Here is a 20855-nt window from a genome sequence, read left to right on the forward strand (position 1 = left end):
TCTTAAAAGCTGTCCGCAGGCACAAACACGTGCCCCACCATAATACGCCGTGCGCTGCGGCTCATGCTGACTTTGGCGACTTGCCAGCGCCCATCGACTTGCTCGGTCTGACCGCCAACCAGCAGTGTGCCTGAGGGATGACCAAAGCGCACCTCAGACAAGCTGCCGCCGCCAGCAGCTTCGTTTACCAACGTGCCTGTGGTGGTCGCCGCCGCTGCGATGGCGACCGCTGCCGTGCCCATCATCGCGTGGTGTAGCTGCCCCATACTCATCGCCCGTACCAAGAGGTCGATGTCCTCGGTCGTGACCTGCTTGCCACTCGACGCGGTGTACGCCTTTGGCGCGGCGACCCAAGCCAGCTTAGGTGTATGCTGGCGCGTCTCGGCGTCACTTGGGTCGCTAAATAAGCCCATCGCCACCCCCGCATGGGCGCGGATGCGCTCAAGGCGTGTTAATAATGTGCTGTCGTTGTTCACGTCCGCCTGTAGCTCGGTGGCGGTTAAGCCCAAATCCTCGGCGCGCAAAAACACGGTCGGAATGCCCGCATTAATAAAGGTGACGGGAAAGCTGCCAATCTCAGGCACGCTCAAGGTATCGGTAAGATTGCCCGTCGGGAACATATCGCTGCCTTCAGGCGCGGGGCTGATAAAGTCCACTTGGATTCGGGCAGCGGGAAAGGGCGCGCCATCTAAGATAAAATCGCCTGTCTCTTGCACTTGTCCCGCCGCAATAGGCACGTGCGCAATCAAGGTCTTGCCGATGTTTTCTTGCCAGATACGCACCGTGCAGATACCGTCCGCTGGGATACGCTCGGGCGCGACCAGCCCCATGTGAATGGCGCACGCACCGACCGCCGCGCTTAGATTGCCACAATTACCACTCCAGTCAATCATGGGCTTGGTGATATTGACTTGCCCAAACAGATAATTGACATCGTGCGCACCGTCAGGGGCGGGGGATAGGATGACCGCCTTTGAGGTGCTGGAGCTGCCGTTGCCAAGACCGTCGATTTGCTTGCCATACGGATCAGGACTGCCGACCACACGCAGCAGCAGTTTGTCCCGCGCCGCGCCAGCGACTTGGCAACGCTTGGGCAGGTCAGCAAGGTTAAAAAACGTACCCTTTGACGTGCCGCCGCGCATATAAATGGCGGGGATAGATATTTGAGGGGCTGGCGTGGTTTGGGGCATGGTAAATTCCTTTTAATTGTTTTTATGATAAGACAATCGAGCGATTAGCGTTTCCGTTTCCATTTCTTTGGCAAAACATGAGCATCATGAATAAAGCACCGTCCAACGCTCAACTTTTTATACCAACCATCCACAATCAACACCCTACGCCGCATCCGCCGCCTCAATAAACTCCTTAGCAAAACGCTGGAGCATGCCGCCCGCTTGGTACATTTTTAGCTCATCGGCGGTATCTAAGCGGCAAATGACAGGCGTTTTATCGACACTGCCGTCAAGACGATGAATAATGAGCGTCATCTCGCCGCCTGCTGAGACGTCCCCTTTAACATCAAACACTTCACTACCATCAAGCGCTAAGGTATGGCGGTTAACGCCTTCAACGAACTGCAAGGGCAATGCACCCATGCCCACGAGGTTTTGGCGGTGGATGCGCTCAAAGTCTTCGGCGACCACGCATTCCACACCCGCCAGCCGTACGCCTTTGGCTGCCCAATCACGGCTCGAGCCTTGCCCGTAGCCATCACCTGCGATGATAATCAGCGGCTGTCCGCGCTCTATATAGGTTTCTATTGCTTCCCACATGCGCATAATTTGCCCTTCGGGTTCGACGCGCGTATATGCGCCTTGTATGACCGTGCCGCGTGGGTCGCACGCCATCTCATTAATCAGCTTAGGATTGGCAAAGGTCGCACGGATGGCGGTCAGGTGGTCGCCGCGATGGGTGGCGTACGAGTTGTAATCTTCCTCGGGCAGTCCCATGCTGCGCAGATACTCGCCAGCGGCAGAGTCGGGCATGATGGCGTTAGAGGGTGATAGGTGGTCGGTGGTGATGTTGTCGCCCAAGATGGCTAACGGACGCATGCCTGTCAGGCGGTTTTGCCGCGCCATTTTGCCTTCCCAATAAGGCGGACGGCGGATATAGGTGCTTTGACTGCGCCACGGATACAGCGGGCTGACGCTCTTGTCATGGCTGTTTTTTTCGGCATCAAACATCGGGATGTACACGGCGTTAAACTGCTCAGGCTTGACCGCCTCATTCACGATGGCATCGACTTCGGCATCATCGAACCAAATGTCTTTAAGATAAATCGGCGCGCCTGTATCGTCATAGCCAAGAGCATCTTTTTCAATATCAAAACGGATAGTGCCCGCAATGGCGTAAGCGATGACTAAGGGCGGCGACGCCAAAAAGGCTTGCTTAGCAAAGGGGTGAATGCGCCCATCAAAGTTACGGTTGCCTGAGAGTACAGCGGTGGTAAATAAGTCGCGGCGGATGATTTGCTGCTCGATATCAGGGTCGAGCGCACCACTCATGCCGTTACAGGTGGTACACGCAAAACCGACCACATCAAAGCCAAGCTTTTGTAACTCGGGCAATAGATTGGCATCTTCTAAGTACATTTTGACAGTTTTTGAGCCAGGGGCGAGCGAGGTTTTAACCCACGGCTGACGCAGCAAGCCTTTTTGGTTGGCATTACGCGCCACCAAGCCTGCGGCAATCATATTGCGCGGGTTGGAGGTGTTGGTACAGCTGGTAATGGCAGCAATGATGACCGCGCCATCAGGCATGCTGGCAGGGTGAGTGTCGTCTCTATGCCCCTCAGTGACGCTGTGCGCGATGCCTGTACTCACCAAATCGGTGGTCGAGACGCGAGCGTGAGGGCGCGAGGGTCCAGCGATGCTGCGCACCACTTGGGATAGGTCAAACTGTAGCGTGCTCGTGTAAACCGCCTCGGTCATGGCATCCGCCCACAGTCCCGCCGCCTTCGCGTACTGCTCGACCAGCTGCACTTGCTCGCTGCTGCGTCCTGTCAGGCGCAGATAATCGAGCGTCTGCTCGTCAATATAGAACATCGCCGCGCTCGCGCCATATTCGGGCGTCATATTCGACACCGAAGCACGGTCGCCCACGCTCAGACTGCGCGCCCCTGCACCAAAAAATTCTAGATAGCTGCCGACCACGCCTTGCTCGCGTAAAAAGGCGGTTAAAGATAAGACCAAATCCGTACCCGTCACGCCTTTTTGCAGCTTTCCTGTCAGCTCGACGCCGATAATATCAGGCACGCGCATATAGGACGGATTGCCCAGCATGACGCTTTCGGCTTCTAGCCCACCCACACCGAGCGAAATCACGCCGAGCGCATCGACCATCGGCGTGTGACTGTCCGTACCGACCAAGGTGTCAGGAAAGGCAACGACATCGCCCGCGCTGTCTTTTGCTTGCTGCACTACAGGCGACATTTTTTCAAGGTTAATCTGGTGCATGATGCCGTTACCGGGCGGCACGACATTGACATTATCAAAGGCGTCTTGGCACCAATTGATAAAGTCAAAACGGTCTTGGTTGCGCCGCGCTTCGATGGCGCGGTTTTTTTCTAAGGCATTGTCCTCAAAGCCCGCGTGCTCGACCGCTAATGAATGATCAACTATCAGTTGGGTGGGCACAATGGGATTGACCTTGGCAGGGTCGCCGCCTTTTTCGGCAATCGCTTCGCGCAGTCCCGCCAAATCGACAAACGCTGTCTGCCCCAAAATATCATGACAGACCACGCGCGCAGGATACCACGGCCAGTCCATATCTTGCTGGCGGTTGATGTGCTGGGATAGGGCAGCGCTCAAGTCCTCAGGCGGGCAGCGGCGCACCAGATTTTCGCAAAACACCTTGGAGCAAAAAGGCAGCTTGGCATACGCGCCCGCCTCGATAGCGTCCACCGCCGCACGGGTGTCAAAGTAATATAGGTCGGTGTCTGGCAGCTGGGTTTTGTATTGATGGTTCATCGGTTGTACTGGGGTCTTGTCCATAAGTCACCTGTAGCGGTTGGCGGGTTGGCATGGGGGTGTTTTTAATTTACTAAAGACGTTTTTATTATTTGATATTGCACTTAATTTTCGAATATATTTGCTCGGCTTCTTGATTAGAATTGAATCTACTAAGAATAAAGCTTGTGTTTATAGCAGCTTGGATTTGACTGACATTTACTATCCTATTATCTAAAACTAAAGCCATATATTCAGAAATATGGCGTTGTGTTATCCCACTTAGCTTTATGCCTGTTTCAAAATCAATAGTAAAATAAATACTAAGCTGGTTATCTTCATCGGGGTATAACTCGACGCTTTCGATGTCACCATATTTAACGAGTGGGTCACCCACAACAACGGCTGTATTCTCAGTTTGCTCATGTACGGTTGAGTCTATAAGATAAATACCATCATTCGCTATTTCGTCATACGGACTAACATTTCTGCAATCAGTGCTCGCTTGTAGACTGTTAGCGCCTGTGCATGCTGTTAAAGCTAAAAAACACACTATAGTTAATGATATGGTTCTTTTCATAAGCTGAAATTCGCGAGATAGAAGCTGGACTCACCTCAATCCACTTTTAGTTTTGGCAAATTGAAGTGAGTGTGAAGTAATCTTAACTTAACGCGCCCTAATCTCAGGCACGCTACGGGCGTCCTCGCCAATATAGTCCGCGCTTGGGCGAATGATGCGGTTGTCCGCACGCTGCTCAAACACATGCGCCGCCCAGCCTGTCACCCGCGAACACACAAAAATTGGCGTAAACAGTTGGGTGGGAATGCCCATAAAGTGATAGGCGGACGCATGGAAAAAGTCGGCATTGGCGAACATTTTTTTCTCGCGCCACATGACGTCCTCAACGCGTACCGAGATGGGATACAGACTGTCATCATTCACCTCTGCTGCCAGCTTTTCTGCCCATTGTTTAATGACCACATTGCGCGGGTCGCTGTCGCGGTAGATGGCGTGACCAAAGCCCATGATTTTTTCTTTATTATCCAGCATTGTGAGTAGTGAGTCTTCGGCATGCTCAGGACTGTCAAAGCGTTCAAGCATCGCCATTGCCGCCTCATTGGCGCCGCCGTGCAAGTGCCCGCGCAATGTGCCGATAGCGCCTGTGATGCACGAATGAATGTCCGATAAGGTCGAGGCGCACACCCGCGCGTTAAAGGTCGAGGCGTTAAACTCGTGCTCGGCATAGAGAATGAGTGAGACGTTCATCACTTTTTCGTGTAGGGCGCTGGGCGCTTTGCCATGTAATAAATGTAAGAAATGCCCACCAATGGTCGCCTCATCGGTCTGTGTATCAATACGCACGCCGTCTGTGCTGTAGCGATACCAATAGGTAATGATGGCGGGGAACAGCGCCAACATACGGTCGGTCTTGTCTTGCTGCTGGCTAAAGTCGGTCTCGGTCTCAAGGTTGCCCAGCATTGAGCAGCCTGTGCGCAGTACGTCCATGGGGTGCGCGTCCGCTGGTACGTTTTCGAGTACGGTTTTTAAGGCGTCGGGCAAGGCGCGCAGTCCGCGCAGCTTGTCTTGATAGGCAGCAAGCTCGCTTTGGGTGGGCAAATCGTCGTATAGCAGCAAATAAGCGACTTCTTCAAAGAGACACTTTTCAGCCAGCTCGCTGATGTCATAGCCGCGATAGGTCAGTCCTGAGCCTGATTTGCCCACGGTGGATAAGGCGGTCTTGCCAGCCACTTGCCCACGCAGTCCTGCGCCTGAGAGTTGTTTTGTCGTTGTCATGCATCACGTCCTTGTTCAATGCAAAAAAAGGGGTTTGATAAGAATTTTATTGGTCTTGGTTCGGTTTGTCTTTAAATAAGGTATCGAGCTTTTCTTCATACGCGTGATAACCCAAGAAGTCATACAGCGCCATCCGCGTCTGCATCGTATCGACCACCGCCGCTTGCGAGCCGTCGGCTAAGATATGCTGATAGACATTGAGCGCCGCTTGGCTCATCGCACGAAATGCTGAGAGCGGATAAAGCACCATCTCGACGCCGACATCAAACAGCGCCTCGGTGCTGTACAATTCGGTCTGCCCAAACTCGGTCATGTTGGCAAGCACGGGAATGTCCAAAACCTCGGTAAACTTGCGATACATCTCGATATCGGTCAGCGCTTCGGCAAATATCATATCCGCGCCCGCTTCAGCAAAGGCAACGGCACGCTCGACCGCCGCATCCAATCCTTCGACCGCGAGCGCATCGGTACGCGCCATCACCACAAAGTCGGCGTCCGTGCGCGCATCCAGCGCTGCTTTTAAACGATCTGTCATCTCTGCAATGCTGACAATGGACTTGTTGGGGCGATGTCCGCAGCGTTTTTGTGCCACTTGGTCTTCAATGTGCACCGCCGCCACGCCTGCTTTTTCCATTTTCTTGATAGTTTGCGCAATGTTGAACGCACCGCCAAATCCCGTGTCAATGTCTACAAGTAGCGGCGTGTCTACCGCGTCGGTAATACGGCGGGCGTCCTCTAACACATTGTCAAGGCTGGTCATACCCAAATCAGGCAAACCAAAGGACGCATTTGCCACGCCTGCACCCGACAGATACAGCGCCTGATGCCCGACTTGGCTCGCCAGCATGGCACTGTAGGCGTTAATCGCGCCGACAATCTGTAATGGCTTGCCAGCCTTGGTGTGCTCGGTGAGGGTATGATAAAAGCGTGCGCCTGCAGATGCGGTCATGACATGTCCTTATGCGATGTAATCAATAATCAATAACAATCAATAAATGTGCTGTTCGTCAAGCATACGCCCAAAATTCACGCAGTTCAAAGCCAGAAAACAGGCTAAAAATCCACATTTAGCCAATAACAAACGCTACTATTTGTTTTTTACATACTCTTATGTGCAGGCTAAGTATTTTTGCATTTACTATTCATATTTAAAAAATACCCAAAAAACTAGGCGGTACATCACTTACACTTTTTTACATTACTTTTGGCATTAATTTAAAAAAGGACAATTAACAAGGGCAGGGCATTTGCTGATTAGCGTTATTTTTGGCAATAAAAAACCCGCTGGCAGGACGCTGGCGGGTTTTTATTTATAGGATAAGTCGTTACCGCGATGCGCTTACGCAAGCAGTCCTGTCAAGTTGGCTAGGAACAGCAGCGCAAAACCTGCCAAGAAGATAAGACCTGCGATAGACAACGCGTTCATACCAAAGGACAGCTTTTGGCGGTTTTTGACCAAGGAGTAGTTTAACCAACCAAAAATCGGCGCAGAAACGAATGCCGAAATCATAGCGAATTTAAGCATGGAACCCAGCTGACCTGTGAAGAAAGTAATAATCACTAAGCCGCCACCGATAGCGTAGGTCGTCCAAAAGGCAATTTGTTTTTTATTAATCTCCTCTTGTCCGCGTATCAAGCGCCAGCATTCGGCATTGGCGCGACCGTAGCCGTCAGCACAAGTGATGGTCGTGCCGAACATACACATAAAGGCGATAAAGGCGACGAGCAGACGCGACCAATCGCCGATGGTATTGGTATACATACCAATCAGCTGCGCGATGTACGCCCCGCCAGCGGTCTCAATCGGCTGCCCCGAGCCGTACTGTACGAAGACGCCCAACGATAAGAAAAACAGCGCCAAAATGGCCGAAATCAAATAGCCAACATTAAAATCCAGCAAGCCTTGGCGGTGGTTGGTATGGTCGGCTTTCACCTTGGCTGACGTCCACATCGAGGTAATCGCGGCAAATTCTAGCGGCGCGGGCATCCAGCCCATCAGTGCTACGATAAAGCCTAGCGTCGCCAAGTTCCAAGGCGAAGCCGCCACAAAATCAGGCGTCATCACCGCAGGCTTGCCCGCCGCAATCATCACCGCAATCACGGTCGCGGCGGTGAGCGATATCATAATCCACTTGGTGACTTTATCCAGCAGGCGAAAGTGTCCGCCAATCAAAAACACCCAAGAGACCGCCGTCACGATAAAGGCGAGCGTCATCGTCGATAAGCCCAACGACTCAGGCAGCATAAAGCCGAGAATCACCGCCGCAATCAAGGACACTGCGCCCGTGCTGATGACCGCAGAGAGGATGGACAACACAAAATATACCCACAGATAAGCGGGTGAGCGCTTAGCGTAGCCTGCAATCAGACTTTCATTGGTGTCATAGACATAATCGGTGCCAAAGCGAAAAAACGGATACTTAAACAAATTGGCAAGGACAATCATAATCGCCAGCTGCCAGCCGTATAGCGCGCCCGCCTGCGTCGATGAAATCAGATGCGAGCCGCCAATCGCTGCTGTCGCCATTAGAATGCCTGGACCAAAGATACGCCAGCTAAAGCCCTGCGGCTGTGCGTTATCGGCTTGTGCCGTGTCGGGGTAGGATGTACTCATAGAACCTCATTAGACTCTCTATCGTGTCGCCATACCAAAGATAATAAACGCGCTGTCCGTGTTATCAATGACTGTCAGACGTGCCCCAGCTCAGTCACCATACCGCAAGCTATGATGACGTGAGACTCGGCGTCCATTATCTTTGGCGAAAGAAAAGAGAAGACTGTAGCATAAAGTGCATAGAAAGTGAGCAAAAGCAGATGGGCGCGTGGGTCATTGGGTCGCCTGACAGCACCATTCATCGGACCGCCCATCAGGCAGCTGGAGGCTAAACAGGCAGCACCGACTGCTTACGATAAGTGATGCCGCGCTGTTCATACACCTGATAGATGGCGGACAGCAAGTCAGGCACGCGCGGATGTGGGCGGTCTTTGAGCGTTTGTAAATAAATGGGCGAAGTCACATCCTCATGCCACAGCGGTCGATAGGCAATCTGCGCGCTGCGTACGCTCTGTAGGCTGGCGGGGACGAGCGTTATGCCTTCACCTGCGGCCACCAAACCGAGCGCCACCTGCAAATCGCTGACCTTGGTCGTGAGTAATGGCGTTATCCCATATTGGGCAAAGATATGCAGCAAGGGCTCGGTCACAGGCGGCTCACTCACCAGACGCTCAGCATCCGCCTGCTGCGCCTCCGTGACGATGGCCTGACGGGCAGGCAGGTGCGTATTGTGATACAAAATCAAGTGCTGCTGCGCCAAATCACTCAAGCGCTGATATGCCGCGTTTGCCGCAGGATGCGCCTTGGGTAGCGCCACCATATAGCGCTCATGCCGCAATAATACCTGCTGTGTCCATGCGTCTTGATAAAAAAAGCGCCCAAAGCCCACATCAATCTCGCCCGATTTGAGCGCCTTTAGCTGCTGATACGAGCTGATGTCACACAAGCGCACCTCAATATCGGCATGCGCTCGCTTGAGCGTGGCGATGACCTCGGGCAGCAGCCCATATAATACCGAGGGTACAAAACCAATACGCAGCTCAGGGCTGGGATTGGCAAGACGCTGGGTCATACTGGTGATGGTCTGCATCTCAATGAGCAGCGTGCGCATTTTTTTATAAAAAAACTCGCCCGCCTCGGTCAGTTGTAGCGGACGGTGCTGACGCTCAATGAGCAGCACCCCCATGGTCGTCTCAAGCTGTTTTAACAAGCGACTGAGGCTCGGCTGCGAGAGTTGTGTGCGCTCAGCGGCAAGGCTAAAGCTTTGCGCCTCAGCGATGGCCACAAACGCTTTGAGCTGTTTGATATCCATGATTGTCCATAGCGATAAGTTATCGAGCGATGCCGCAACAGTAGCAAAAAAGCAGCACTTGTTCGGTATCTTTTTGGCGTATTTTATGCAAGATTTATAAGGTAACCATAGGGGTTAAGATACCGTATATTGAAAGTCTATGACATACAGGTATCAAAGTATTTGCCCCATTTTTGCTAAAAGGGTGACGCCTTTTGCAACAGATTGCCCCTATATCACAGGCTAAACATAGCACAGCGCATACGGCTCGGTACATTATGAATAATAATAATGATGACGCTCAAAGACACCCTCCTGACTTGACGACTGACACAAATGGTCGACAAGGTGACATTTATGAGCGTTTTTTAGAAAGAATGCAACAAATTGAGGGGGGTAATGCCTCAAGCACACCGCAAGACAGCGTGCTGGATCACGACGCGTTTGAGCCGTTAAGTGATGAAGAATTACAAATGTTTGCTGAATTTAATGAGCAAACCGAAGTCATTGCCGCGCGTTATGATGCCGAGCATCCCGAAGAAGTCGCTGCCGAGCATCAGCCGCCGCCCACCTTTGATAGGGTAGAGGCTGGCGGGTTTGAGGACGAAAACGCCGCACTGTCTTGCCCGCTGATGACCGTAGAGCCGCCAGAGCCTGCGCCGCACACCTTGCAAAAGAAAAAACCTGTAACCAAAACGTCAAAGCATGTATTGCGTGGTCTGATGCTACTCATTATTGGTATTGTCAGCGGTGTCATTATCAGTGCTTTGGCTATCTTTGCGCTCGACCCTGATGTGCTGACTACGGTGATGGGCGATGACAACGCAAATACCGACACGCCAGCAGTCATGACCACCGATAGCGCATCGACGCCTGCACCAGCCACTACCGCCACTCAAGCAGTAGCGCCTGAGAACACGACCACTGCCTCGGATACGGATGCAAGCACTACTGCCGCCAGTGACAATGCAGCAGCGCCAACACCTGTGACGGCGGACAACGCGCCCATCACTTACGAAGACTTCCGCGAAGAAGCACAGACGACGTTGTATCGGGATACGTCGAAATAAACCTTGCCTGTCTTTTCTTTTCGATTCTTCAATTTAGTGGCTATTGGTTGTTCGCCAGATGCGTAACTATCTGCCAAAGATAAGCGGCTTGATGATAAACACGCCCGTCGCATAAGCCATTCTTTTTTACATTTGACCGTGCCGCGTCAGCACTTTATGCTAATACGTTTTTGGCACACAGCGGGCACATTATGACATTACGTATTCACGCATTACTACACGTCGACTTTGAAGATTTGGGCATCATTGCCGATTGGGCGGACACGCAAGGGCATACCGTCAGCTACACGCGCTTTTATCAGGGCGATAGCTTGCCCGAGCAAGCGGATTTTGATTGGCTGATTGTCATGGGTGGTCCAATGAGTATCCATGATGAGAGCGAATACCCATGGCTCGTGCAAGAAAAGCCCTTTATTCAGCAAAGTATTGACGCGGGCAAGACCGTGTTGGGGATTTGCCTCGGCTCACAGCTTATCGCGCACGTGCTGGGCGGGCAGGTCGCGCCATCAGGGGTGAAAGAAATCGGCTGGCTGCCAATTACCCTCACGCCAGCAGCTGCAGTACATCCGTTGTTAAACGGCTTACCCAGCGAGCCCTTTACCGTGTTTCACTGGCATGGTGATGGCTTTAGCGTACCAAAGGGCGCAATAGCGATTGCCGAATCAGATGCGTGGATGAATCAAGGCTTTATTTACCAAAGCAGCGCGCAGCAAGACGCGGGCGCATATACGCTGGCGTGGCAGTGTCATTTTGAAGTGACTACCGATAGTATGAATAACATGCTTGCGCACGGCGCAGCAGAAATCCAAAGCGAGCACGATAATTATCCTGATAGCGTACAGTCTGTGGACGTGATTAAAACTGCTGCGCCTGCGCATATTAATGACAACAACGCATGGCTGATGACGATATTGAACAGGCTTGCTGGCAAGTGGGGCGTCTAATGATATCGCTGCTTCCATGTTTAAGATGGCAAGCTGTCCAATAAGCCTTTAACGCGTGGTATCTATTTTTATCGCGATTCACTATGATGGTCGCCCGTTATCTTTATACACCAACACCTTTATACATAAACGCTTGCTTATTGCTGATGAGCAGCAGTAACGCAGGGGAGTCTGCCATGATTAATACCAAAATATATAAGTCCATCTATAGTTTGGCGGAAGAGCTATTGGATGCCGATAGACGCGGTGACCAAGCGGCTTTTGATGCCCATTACGCTGTATTGCAGACCATCTGCACCGCTAACGAAGATACGGACAAAGACCATCCAGAGCAGTGGGAGACATTAGCCGACTTTACAGAATCGCGTGAAGACGCCCTCGCGCTCTATGAAAAAGCGCTTAGCAAAGCGGTCGCTATCAATGCAAAAGACCATATGGCCTCTATTGCGTTTTCGATGGCGATGCTACAGCTTGAGCTGGGACAGAATGAGGCGGCGATTGTGAACCTACAAAATGCCAAAGCCAGCGCCAATAAGAGTGATGACAAAGTACTCAAAGCAGAAATAGAGGAACAGCTTGCTCAGCAGTTGGCTGCTCGTTAATGCTGGCTGCCTGTTGATGAACTGACAACCGACAGGCAGGTTGTTTGGGTATTGAGCGCGTTATAAGGGGGCAGGACTGGCGAGATTTACCTCAACTGTGCGGTTATCGCTTTTATCAGCCGCTTGATAACGATGATAATGTCTTTGAATATCGATATATTCCGCGATGCGTTTGGCATCGTGCCACACGCCCCAAATAAAGCTTGAGCCTTTACCCGACAAATACGGCAGACCGACAAAATAAATGCCTGGCTCACTGGTGACACCACGGTTGTGTATCGGTGCGCCATTGTCCGCAAAGATATCAAAATCCAGCCAATGATAATCGTAGCCAAAACCTGATGCCCAAATGACACTGGTGATGTTGTCTTTGTCAAAATCTAAAGACAAGGTCGGCGCGTTCAGACACTCAGGCATGTCCATAAAGACTTTGGCTTCAGGCTCTTCGGGCAAGTCCAAGCCATTGTCCTCGATATACTTATCCATCTCATCCAGACTGGTTAGATAGTTTTTCTCGGCACTCAGTACATTGTCCACCAAGTCGTCATTAAACGTCACCGCGCTGTCAGTAAAGGCTTTGGTCATGCCGACCAGCGTGATGCCATCATGTCCCAGTTTGCGAAAATCAACGCTTTGTCCGCCGTTCATACCGCTGACCGCAAAGCCTTTAATTGGGCGCTGTGGCGGTGTGCTTTCATGCCACGTTCCCAGCACCCCGAGCCACCAGACATTATCGCGACCGCGATAGCTGCGTGGTGGGCGCTCATGTGGACCGACGGAGAGATAAACTTTTTTGCCTGCGTTATTGAGCTCGGTGGCAATTTGTACGCCTGATGAGCCTGCACCCACCACCAGTACTGCGCCCTCTGGCAACTGCTCAGGGTTTTTGTATTGGTCAGAATGGATTTGATAAAAGCTTGGGTTTTGTGGCGCGATAGCAGGAATGATGGGCTGCTGAAATGGCCCTGTGGCGACAACGATATTATTCGCGGACAGCGTTCCTTGACTGGTGGTGACGCTAAAGCCTTTTTGGCGCTTATTTTTGACAATCTTTTGTACCTCAACACCTGTCTCAATAGGCGCAGCAATCATTTTGGCATAATCTTCAAAATACTGCGCCACCTCATTGTGCGGCACAAAGCTGTCTGGGTCATGCGGGAAGTCCATGCTCGGAAACTTGTCGTGCCAGCAAGGACCATTAGCGACCAATGAGTCCCAGCGGCGCGTGCGCCATGCTTCGGCGATTCTGTCTTTTTCTAAGACCAAATGCTCAATGCCCAACTGACTTAAATGCTCGCTCATCGCGATACCCGCTTGACCTGAACCCACCACCAGCGTATCCACGTTTTTGTTATCGATTGACATAGACTTATTCTCTCTACAGAAGTTAAGGTGTTCACTCACGACCATGACCTTCATCATAGTTTTTCTTTATTTTTAATGACAATCGTATGTCCTGAAGACCTGCCTCAAAAAAACCGAATCACTCTGATACGGATAAGCCTAATCACTGGAAAGGAATTCTTAATTTGCCTTGGTTTTGAATTCCGACATACTGAATGTAAGGCGCAAAACCACGCTTTGGGCATTAAGAATAAAGCACTCCTACTTTGTCTCGCGCCTACTACTTCACATTTATCATCCGTCTTTAGCAAGAGGCAGTCTATGAAACACACCCGTATCCGACCGTTTAACACCAAAGACACGTACCCTGAACAAAACATCGATAACGACTTGTGCCAAGCCGTCGTTGCCAAAGGCAGCACTGTGTTTTTGCGCGGACAGATTGGTCAAGATTTGGACACCAGCGAAAGCGTTTGTATCGGTAATGTCAAAGGTCAAGCCGAACAGGCAATGCACAATATCAATATGCTGCTGGCTGAGGCGGGCGGTGAGCTTGCCGATATCTGCAAAATTACCATCTACATCATCGACCCGCGCTACCGCGAAGAGGTGTACCGCGTGGTCGGGCGCTGGCTCAAAGGCGTACACCCTGTATCGACAGGTATTGTGGTATCAGCGCTGGCACGTCCTGAATGGTTGGTCGAAATCGACGCCATTGCGGTGATTTAGGCCGCAGGCTTAGCGTTATGTTTGCTTTAACGCCAACAACGCCAATCCAAACAAGTACACGGTATTGATACTTTTATAACTAAGAATAAGGACAAACGATGACATTTTCTATTATCGCGCGCTGTGAAAAGACAGGTCAGTTAGGGGCTGCCATCAGCTCGTCGTCACCCGCAGTCGCCTCGCGTTGTATCCGCGCTAAAGCAGGCGTTGGCGTAGTCGCCAGTCAAAACATCACCGACCCCAATTTATCGCAAGTGCTTATTGAGATGATGCAATACAATCTCACGCCGACCGATGCAGGTCATGAGCTGGTTAAGAGCACGGAGTTTATTGAATACCGTCAGCTGATGGCATTGAACGCGACCAATCAGCCCTTTGTGTTTAGTGGCGCGCATACCCTCGGCACCTTTGCGACCGCCGAAGGCAAGTATGCCGCCTGCGCAGGTAATTTGCTGGACAATCCTTCTGTACCTGCCGCGATGCTTGAAACCTTTGAAAAAAGCAAAGGCGCGCTTGCCAGCCGCTTGCTTGCAAGCTTAGTATCGGGCTACCACGCAGGCGGCGAAGCGGGTGACGTGCATTCTGCGGGGCTACTCGTGGTGGACAAAGCCGCATGGCCGATTGTGGATTTGCGAGTCGATTGGTCAGATACGCCCATCGAAGACTTGCAGCAGCTCTGGGGTATTTACGAACCACAGCTAGAAGACTATATCGTCAGGGCAATCAATCCCACCATCTCACCGAGTTACGGGGTGCCTGGGGACTTGTAATTACAGACAAACAAACAAAGGATCTATCGTGTTAAGTCGCATTACTTTACGTCAAATGGAATATTTTGTCACAACGGCAGAGAGCGGTAGCATCATTATTGCCGCTGAAAAAATCCATATCTCATCGCCGTCTATATCGGCCGCCATCGCGCATATGGAAGAAGAGCTGCATGTTCAGCTGTTCATTCGTCAACATGCCAAGGGATTGCTATTAACTGAGATTGGCGAGCAGGTAAAAGAGGCGTGTAAAGTGATTTTGGCGCAGTCTTCTGATTTGTATTCGATGTCAGCCGACTTTACAGGCGTCATGCGCGGCAAGCTAAAAGTAGGCTGTTTTTCAGCGTTTGCTCCGCATATCTATGCCGACATCATTCACGGGTTTTCAAGCCTGTATAAACAAGTCGATTTAGAAGCGGTGATAGACGACCATCACAACCTATTACAAGGGCTGATGAACAACACCTTGGATTTGGCACTTTTGTATGACCTGCATATTGATGAAAACTTAATTAACTTCACACCCCTTGCTGACTTACCGCCGTATGTATTGCTCGCTGAGACGCATCCACTCGCCAAAAGCAAGGCGATAACACTCGAGGAGCTGACCGAGTACCCGATGATATTGCTCGATATGCCATACAGCAATGAATACTTTTTGTCCTTATTTAGAAATAAAAACCTACAACCAAACATCATCGACACCTGCAAATATGTGGACGTCATCCGCTCGATGGTCGGCAACAATATCGGCTATACCATCCTAAACGTGCGCCCAAAGAGCAATTATTCCAATGATGGCAAAAAACTGGTCATGGTCAGAATCGCAGGCGACACGCGCCCGATGAAAATTGGCATCGCCGCGCCAAAAAATGCCCGCTTGACCAACGTACAGCAAGCCTTTTCTAGCCGCTGTCAGGCCTTTATCTCAAACCAATACATCCCAGGTATGAGTGTGTCTTACTTTGCAGAAGCCCACATGAAAAGTCCAAACGATAAGGAAAGCTGATGAACGCTGCGCGGGAATATATCGACGTATTAACCACACTCATCTCGTTTGATACCACCTCTTATAACAGCAACTTGCCGCTTATTGACTACGTCAAACGCTATTTAGAACACGACAATATCGACATTATCAGCAACTACAACGACGCGCAGAACAAAGCCAATTTGTTTATCAGTACAGGCCCCAAAGACACCGCTGGCGTGTTGCTGTCAGGGCATACCGATGTTGTGCCTGTTGAAGGGCAAGATTGGGATACCGACCCCTTTTGCGCGGTGATAAAAGAGGGCTGCGTGTATGGGCGCGGTGCGGCAGATATGAAAGGCTTTATTGCTTGCGCCTTGGTCGTTATCAAAGCCGCTGCTGATAAGCCGCTACGTTATCCGCTGCATCTGTGCTTGTCTTATGACGAAGAGATTGGCTGTGTGGGCGTCAGGCATATTTTGGATCAAATTAAAGAATTAATCGTCCCACCCAGAGTAGCCATTATCGGTGAGCCAACGTTGATGAACGTGGCGACCAGTCACAAAGGCAAAGCGGTGTTTCAAGTGTGTTTTCACGGCACAGAAGGGCATTCCGCCCTCGCGCCTAACTATACCAATGCCATTCATGGTGCCAGTCAATTTGTCCAAAGCTTAATCAGCGCACAGAAAACGGTGCAGGCGACAGGGTATATTGATACAGGCTATGACATTCCTTATTCCACCATCCATGTGGGCAAGATTCATGGCGGCACGGCGCTCAATGTCGTGCCCAATCTTTGCCAGCTCGATTACGAAATCCGTAACGTCGCCGAAGACAGCATCTCTTTTGTACAAGCTGAGATTTTAAAACAGTTTTCATGCAGCCATGCCGATACGCAGCTTCACTACGATATTCAAAGCATCAATCAATACCCTGGGCTGTCTACCGATGCGGTACATAGCGAGGTTGTCAATTTACAAAAGCTGCTACCCAATGCTAAAACGACCAAGCTGTCGTTCGGTACAGAGGCGGGCTTGTTTCAGCAGCATTTTGACACGCCTATTTTGGTGTGTGGCCCAGGCGCTATTGATGTGGCGCACAAACCCAACGAACACATTGCCATCCGTCAGCTCGACGCGTGCCATGACTTTTTAAACCGACTTGTAGAAACATTGGTGTAGCCACATGCCTTAACCACACATAGAGGACAGATTATGCAATTTGACTGGGTATATACGTTTAGTTTATTAAAAGACAAAAACTTTTGGCAAGCCACCTTAACCGTCATTGAGCTAAGTGTCTTGGTTTGGTTGTTGGGTATTGTCTTAGGATTCGTCCTCGCCCTTGGTAAAAAATCCAAAGTAAAGCCTGTCTCGCTAGTGAGCCGCGCTTATATTTGGCTGTTTCGCAGTATTCCGCTGTTGGTGCTGCTGATTTTTATTTATAGTATGCCGCAGGTCTTCCCATCAACGAGCGTTATTCTAGCGTCGTCATTCGCGTCAGGTTTGATTGCGCTGACCTTGTGTGAGTCGGCGTATATCGCGGAGATTCATCGCGGCGGTCTCAATGCGGTGAGTAAAGCGCAGTTTGAAGCGGGCAAAGCGCTGGGGCTCAAGCCTGTCGGCATTCAGCGATTGATTGTTGTCCCGCAGGCGCTACGCATTGCCTTACCAAGCCTCAGTAACGAGTTTATCGTGATTGTAAAGCTCACTTCTTTGGTGTCTGTCATCTCCTTGACTGAGATTTTATTGGTCGGTCAGAGATTGTATGCACAAAATTTCTTGGTACTTGAGACCATGCTGGCGGTTGCGTTTTACTACATCTTAATTGTCACCGTGTTTGGGTTTTTAATTCAGCGCTTTGAAAAGTTTATTGATATCACCCAAAAAAATCCTGCCATCTTAGCTGAGGGGGAGCTGGTCGATAATATGGTCAGCAACAAATCCTTGAATAACTATAAAGACATCAATCAGGTCAAAAAAGGCGAGTATGCGCTCGAAGCCATAGATATTCATAAATCCTACGGCGAGCACCACGTATTAAAAGGCATTGATTTGCACGTCAAATGGGGCGAGGTGGTTTCTATTATTGGTCCTTCAGGTTCAGGCAAAACCACCTTTATCCGCACTTTAAACAGTTTGGAGACGCTAAATAAAGGCACGGTGAATCTGATGGGCAATCCCTTCTTAAAAGACACCACATTGACGGACAAATCAAAAGCCTTTAAAGAACAAATTATCCATATCGGCATGGTGTTTCAGAACTTTAACTTGTTTCCGCACAAGACGGTACTTGAGAACATCATGCTCGCACCGCAGTACCACAAAATGTACGACAAAGGCATCAATCAGCTGACAGCGATTGCGATGCTCGATAAAGTGGGTATGAAAGCGCATGCAAAAAAATACCCGCACCAGCTCTCAGGCGGTCAGCAGCAGCGTGTGGCGATTGCACGTGCGCTCGCGATGGAGCCGTCTATCATCTTGTTTGATGAGCCGACCTCGGCGCTCGACCCTGAGCTGGTCAACGAAGTCTTAAAAGTGATGGAGCAGCTGGCAAAAGAGGGACTGACCATGATTATCGTCACTCACGAAATGAACTTTGCCTTTAACATCTCTGATCGCGTCATCTTTATGGAAGGCGGGCACATCGTCGAGCAAGGCTCGCCAGCAGAACTAAAAAACAGCACCAACGAGCGCTTTAATCAGTTTGTAAAAAAACATTGATACTGCATCAATGCCAAAAGGTTCATTACCAGTCATGAGCCACTAAGAAATAAGCCCTCATGGCATCTCACATGAGGGCTTATTTCTTAGTGGGTTTTTAACGATTAAAAATGATATATCGTCATAGATAGACTTGATTAAACGGTATTTTTCTTGCTTGCTGTGACTTCGTCTCCAGAGGCTACGAAAAATACAGTTTAATCTTGCCATACCAGTTTTGTAGAAGATTAATTATAGCTAAGGAAACTGTTTTACTTCTTATTCAGCAAAGTCAGGTTCTTCTATCAGGAGCACGCGCTTAGTCTCAGCAAAGTGGGCTTCGCTAAAATCTTCAATCGATTCCCAGTCCTGCGCGGTTTTTTCAGCCATTGCATCAGGGATGAGGTTTAAGTCCTGATTAGTGGCGTAGCCGGTCGCCAGCACTTGGCAGGCGCGTTCAATGGTATACATATCATCAAAGGCAACGCCAATGCTGTGCGAGCCAATAAGCACCCCGTGGTTGCCCATCATTAGGCGACTGTGCGCGCCCAACAGTTCTGCTAAGCGCTTGCCTTCCGCATCGCTGTCAGCCATACCTTGGTAGCAATCGTCATAACTGACGCGGTTAAAATAACGCGCCGTGTTTTGGTCAATTGGCTTAATCGTAGGGTCTTTGAGCGTCGATATCGCGGTGGTATAGATGGGATGCAGATGCAGCACGCATTTGACATCAGGGCGCAGTAAATGGATTTGACCATGTATCGCCCATGCGGTGGGGTCGATTTTGGCAAGTAGCGTTTCATCGGGATTGTTGGTGTCTAGCACAATAAGGTCGCTTGCCTTAATGGTCGAAAAGTGCTGCCACTTTGGATTGATTAAAAACTTGCTGCCATCATCCGATATAGACGCACTAAAATGATTGGCAACCGCCTCATGCATACCCAAACGCGCAAACCAGCGAAAACATGCCGCAAGATCAACACGGGCATCCGCTTCGGTCGCGCTCATTGTCTTTGTTAACTCACTCATCACTCACCTCTATCGCCATAAAATTATTACTATACCGAGCGTACGCAAGACTGTGCCTGTTTTTAAATAGGATTTGCATTAGTAGTGGGTCGGTTTTTCAAAATTGCTTTCAATGACGTGGGTTTAGTATAACTAAGTCAAGGGATACAAAGGTTGCCAGCTTACCAAATATGGCTATCCGATACGGTTGTCCACGCTCACCACTCATTTAGGAATCAAGACGATGAAGCAATTAAAACTGATACTCCTCTCTGCCACCGCAGGTTTCATGTTGAATGCTTGTTCAGGTGAAGCGCCTGTCAGTCAAGAAAGCAGCGTGACGACTGCGGATGCTGGCGGGGATAAAAAAGTGCTGGCGATTGGCTCGGATATGACCTTTCCGCCTTATGAATATTTGGATGAACAAGGCAAACCGCAAGGCGTCGATGTCGAGATTATGGCTAAGATGGCGGAGCTAAATGGCGACTTTACGCCAGAATGGGAAGACACCCGCTGGGCGAACCTGATTCCTGGATTAAAAGGCGGCAAGTTTGATGTGCTGTATTCCTCGATGTATATCACCAAAGACCGCCTTGAACAGATTGACATGATTCCATATTACAAAACAGACATTTCACTACTCGTGCGTGGTGACTCCGACCTTGCTCCTAGAGGCGCGAACGACTTGTGTGGTCATAACATCGGCGCGATGAAAGGCACTGAGTTTGCTAACCAGCTGCGCGAAATTTCCAAAAAATGCGAGTCAGAAAATAAAGGGGCGATTACGATTAAAGAATACGAAACCTCGCCACAAACCACCCAAGCTTTGATGTCAAAAGCGGTGGACATTCAATATGACGATGCGGCGGTAATGACTGCGGCTGAGAGCAAACTTGGTGACCGCGTGAAAATTACCTCAACCGAGGAATTTTATCCTATCGTTGGCGGTATTGGGGTCAGAAAAGGCGATACCGAAACTTATGACATCATTAATGGCGCTATCGAAAAAATGAAAGCCTCAGGCGATTTGGCAAAAATCTTGGGCACATATGGCCTGACCGTACCCAGCCAAGCCGATATCGATAATGTAATGAACTGATTTTTGATAAACAACGGATTTTTGACAGAC

The 20855-nt window shown here is 50.2% G+C and carries 18 protein-coding genes; 9 read left to right on the top strand and 9 right to left on the bottom strand.

Features of this window, described 5'->3' with window-relative positions:
• Positions 1-2: 2 nt before the first annotated feature.
• From prpF to JMW05_RS00720, 7 genes are all read right to left on the bottom strand, one after another.
• Positions 3-1190, bottom strand: a complete 1188-nt coding sequence (gene prpF, locus JMW05_RS00690; protein WP_201503514.1) for a 2-methylaconitate cis-trans isomerase PrpF — start codon at positions 1188-1190, stop codon at positions 3-5.
• A 144-nt stretch (positions 1191-1334) separates the two neighbouring features.
• Positions 1335-3992, bottom strand: coding sequence for a Fe/S-dependent 2-methylisocitrate dehydratase AcnD (gene acnD, locus JMW05_RS00695; protein WP_227691381.1), 2658 nt, complete (start codon positions 3990-3992; stop codon positions 1335-1337).
• 64 nt (positions 3993-4056) lie between these two features.
• Positions 4057-4527: a SecDF P1 head subdomain-containing protein gene (locus tag JMW05_RS00700; RefSeq protein WP_201503515.1), complete on the bottom strand. Its 471-nt coding sequence runs from the start codon at positions 4525-4527 to the stop codon at positions 4057-4059.
• A gap of 87 nt (positions 4528-4614) precedes the next feature.
• Entirely contained in the window at positions 4615-5742 is a 1128-nt protein-coding gene (gene prpC / locus JMW05_RS00705) for a bifunctional 2-methylcitrate synthase/citrate synthase (protein ID WP_201503516.1), read from the bottom strand.
• 46 nt (positions 5743-5788) lie between these two features.
• Positions 5789-6691: a methylisocitrate lyase gene (gene prpB / locus JMW05_RS00710; protein ID WP_201503517.1), complete on the bottom strand. Its 903-nt coding sequence runs from the start codon at positions 6689-6691 to the stop codon at positions 5789-5791.
• A gap of 390 nt (positions 6692-7081) precedes the next feature.
• Entirely contained in the window at positions 7082-8356 is a 1275-nt protein-coding gene (locus JMW05_RS00715; RefSeq protein ID WP_201503518.1) for an NRAMP family divalent metal transporter, read from the bottom strand.
• 268 nt (positions 8357-8624) lie between these two features.
• On the bottom strand, positions 8625-9608 hold the full coding sequence (locus tag JMW05_RS00720) for a LysR family transcriptional regulator (protein WP_201503519.1): 984 nt from the start codon (positions 9606-9608) through the stop codon (positions 8625-8627).
• A 257-nt stretch (positions 9609-9865) separates the two neighbouring features.
• On the opposite strand from JMW05_RS00720, the gene JMW05_RS00725 reads away from it, so the two are divergent.
• From JMW05_RS00725 to JMW05_RS00735, 3 genes are all read left to right on the top strand, one after another.
• Positions 9866-10657, top strand: coding sequence for a hypothetical protein (locus JMW05_RS00725; protein ID WP_201503520.1), 792 nt, complete (start codon positions 9866-9868; stop codon positions 10655-10657).
• Between the two features lie 191 nt (positions 10658-10848).
• Positions 10849-11601 carry a type 1 glutamine amidotransferase gene (locus tag JMW05_RS00730; protein WP_201503521.1) on the top strand — a complete coding sequence of 251 codons (753 nt, stop codon included), beginning with the start codon at positions 10849-10851 and terminating at the stop codon, positions 11599-11601.
• Positions 11602-11777: 176 nt separating this feature from the next.
• A complete protein-coding gene (locus JMW05_RS00735; protein WP_201503522.1) occupies positions 11778-12203 on the top strand; it encodes a tetratricopeptide repeat protein in 426 nt (141 codons plus the stop codon).
• Between the two features lie 60 nt (positions 12204-12263).
• On the opposite strand, the gene JMW05_RS00740 is transcribed toward JMW05_RS00735, so the two are convergent.
• On the bottom strand, positions 12264-13568 hold the full coding sequence (locus JMW05_RS00740; protein WP_201503523.1) for a flavin-containing monooxygenase: 1305 nt from the start codon (positions 13566-13568) through the stop codon (positions 12264-12266).
• 300 nt (positions 13569-13868) lie between these two features.
• Here JMW05_RS00740 and JMW05_RS00745 point away from each other — a divergent pair, with 300 nt between their 5' ends.
• From JMW05_RS00745 to JMW05_RS12120, 5 genes are all read left to right on the top strand, one after another.
• A complete protein-coding gene (locus JMW05_RS00745) occupies positions 13869-14276 on the top strand; it encodes a RidA family protein (RefSeq protein WP_201503524.1) in 408 nt (135 codons plus the stop codon).
• Between the two features lie 98 nt (positions 14277-14374).
• Positions 14375-15046, top strand: coding sequence for a DUF1028 domain-containing protein (locus tag JMW05_RS00750; protein ID WP_201503525.1), 672 nt, complete (start codon positions 14375-14377; stop codon positions 15044-15046).
• A 28-nt stretch (positions 15047-15074) separates the two neighbouring features.
• Positions 15075-16052 carry a LysR family transcriptional regulator gene (locus JMW05_RS00755; protein ID WP_201503526.1) on the top strand — a complete coding sequence of 326 codons (978 nt, stop codon included), beginning with the start codon at positions 15075-15077 and terminating at the stop codon, positions 16050-16052.
• Positions 16052-17194 (top strand): acetylornithine deacetylase, encoded by a 1143-nt coding sequence (gene argE, locus JMW05_RS00760; RefSeq protein ID WP_201503527.1) that lies wholly within the window; start codon positions 16052-16054, stop codon positions 17192-17194. The genes JMW05_RS00755 and argE overlap by 1 nt, the downstream gene beginning before the upstream one ends.
• Positions 17195-17227: 33 nt before the next feature.
• Positions 17228-18739 (top strand): amino acid ABC transporter permease/ATP-binding protein, encoded by a 1512-nt coding sequence (locus JMW05_RS12120; protein WP_201503528.1) that lies wholly within the window; start codon positions 17228-17230, stop codon positions 18737-18739.
• 258 nt (positions 18740-18997) lie between these two features.
• Here the strand turns inward: JMW05_RS12120 and JMW05_RS00770 are convergent, their stop codons facing one another.
• Positions 18998-19747: a class II aldolase/adducin family protein gene (locus tag JMW05_RS00770; RefSeq protein WP_227691382.1), complete on the bottom strand. Its 750-nt coding sequence runs from the start codon at positions 19745-19747 to the stop codon at positions 18998-19000.
• A gap of 223 nt (positions 19748-19970) precedes the next feature.
• Between JMW05_RS00770 and JMW05_RS00775 the strand changes: the two genes are divergently transcribed.
• Positions 19971-20825: an ABC transporter substrate-binding protein gene (locus JMW05_RS00775; RefSeq protein ID WP_227691383.1), complete on the top strand. Its 855-nt coding sequence runs from the start codon at positions 19971-19973 to the stop codon at positions 20823-20825.
• Positions 20826-20855: the final 30 nt, after the last annotated feature.

Source organism: Psychrobacter aestuarii (genome assembly GCF_904846035.1).
Classification (GTDB): Bacteria; Pseudomonadota; Gammaproteobacteria; order Pseudomonadales; family Moraxellaceae; genus Psychrobacter; species Psychrobacter aestuarii.

Excerpts from the sequence above, each read along its gene's own strand:
- prpF (WP_201503514.1), bottom strand. The coding sequence starts at position 1,190 with ATGCCCCAAACCACGCCAGCCCCTCAAATATCTATCCCCGCCATTTAT.
- acnD (WP_227691381.1), bottom strand. The coding sequence starts at position 3,992 with ATGGACAAGACCCCAGTACAACCGATGAACCATCAATACAAAACCCAG.
- JMW05_RS00700 (WP_201503515.1), bottom strand. The coding sequence starts at position 4,527 with ATGAAAAGAACCATATCATTAACTATAGTGTGTTTTTTAGCTTTAACA.
- prpC (WP_201503516.1), bottom strand. The coding sequence starts at position 5,742 with ATGACAACGACAAAACAACTCTCAGGCGCAGGACTGCGTGGGCAAGTG.
- prpB (WP_201503517.1), bottom strand. The coding sequence starts at position 6,691 with ATGACCGCATCTGCAGGCGCACGCTTTTATCATACCCTCACCGAGCAC.
- JMW05_RS00715 (WP_201503518.1), bottom strand. The coding sequence starts at position 8,356 with ATGAGTACATCCTACCCCGACACGGCACAAGCCGATAACGCACAGCCG.
- JMW05_RS00720 (WP_201503519.1), bottom strand. The coding sequence starts at position 9,608 with ATGGATATCAAACAGCTCAAAGCGTTTGTGGCCATCGCTGAGGCGCAA.
- JMW05_RS00725 (WP_201503520.1), top strand. The coding sequence starts at position 9,866 with ATGAATAATAATAATGATGACGCTCAAAGACACCCTCCTGACTTGACG.
- JMW05_RS00730 (WP_201503521.1), top strand. The coding sequence starts at position 10,849 with ATGACATTACGTATTCACGCATTACTACACGTCGACTTTGAAGATTTG.
- JMW05_RS00735 (WP_201503522.1), top strand. The coding sequence starts at position 11,778 with ATGATTAATACCAAAATATATAAGTCCATCTATAGTTTGGCGGAAGAG.
- JMW05_RS00740 (WP_201503523.1), bottom strand. The coding sequence starts at position 13,568 with ATGTCAATCGATAACAAAAACGTGGATACGCTGGTGGTGGGTTCAGGT.
- JMW05_RS00745 (WP_201503524.1), top strand. The coding sequence starts at position 13,869 with ATGAAACACACCCGTATCCGACCGTTTAACACCAAAGACACGTACCCT.
- JMW05_RS00750 (WP_201503525.1), top strand. The coding sequence starts at position 14,375 with ATGACATTTTCTATTATCGCGCGCTGTGAAAAGACAGGTCAGTTAGGG.
- argE (WP_201503527.1), top strand. The coding sequence starts at position 16,052 with ATGAACGCTGCGCGGGAATATATCGACGTATTAACCACACTCATCTCG.
- JMW05_RS12120 (WP_201503528.1), top strand. The coding sequence starts at position 17,228 with ATGCAATTTGACTGGGTATATACGTTTAGTTTATTAAAAGACAAAAAC.
- JMW05_RS00770 (WP_227691382.1), bottom strand. The coding sequence starts at position 19,747 with ATGAGTGAGTTAACAAAGACAATGAGCGCGACCGAAGCGGATGCCCGT.
- JMW05_RS00775 (WP_227691383.1), top strand. The coding sequence starts at position 19,971 with ATGAAGCAATTAAAACTGATACTCCTCTCTGCCACCGCAGGTTTCATG.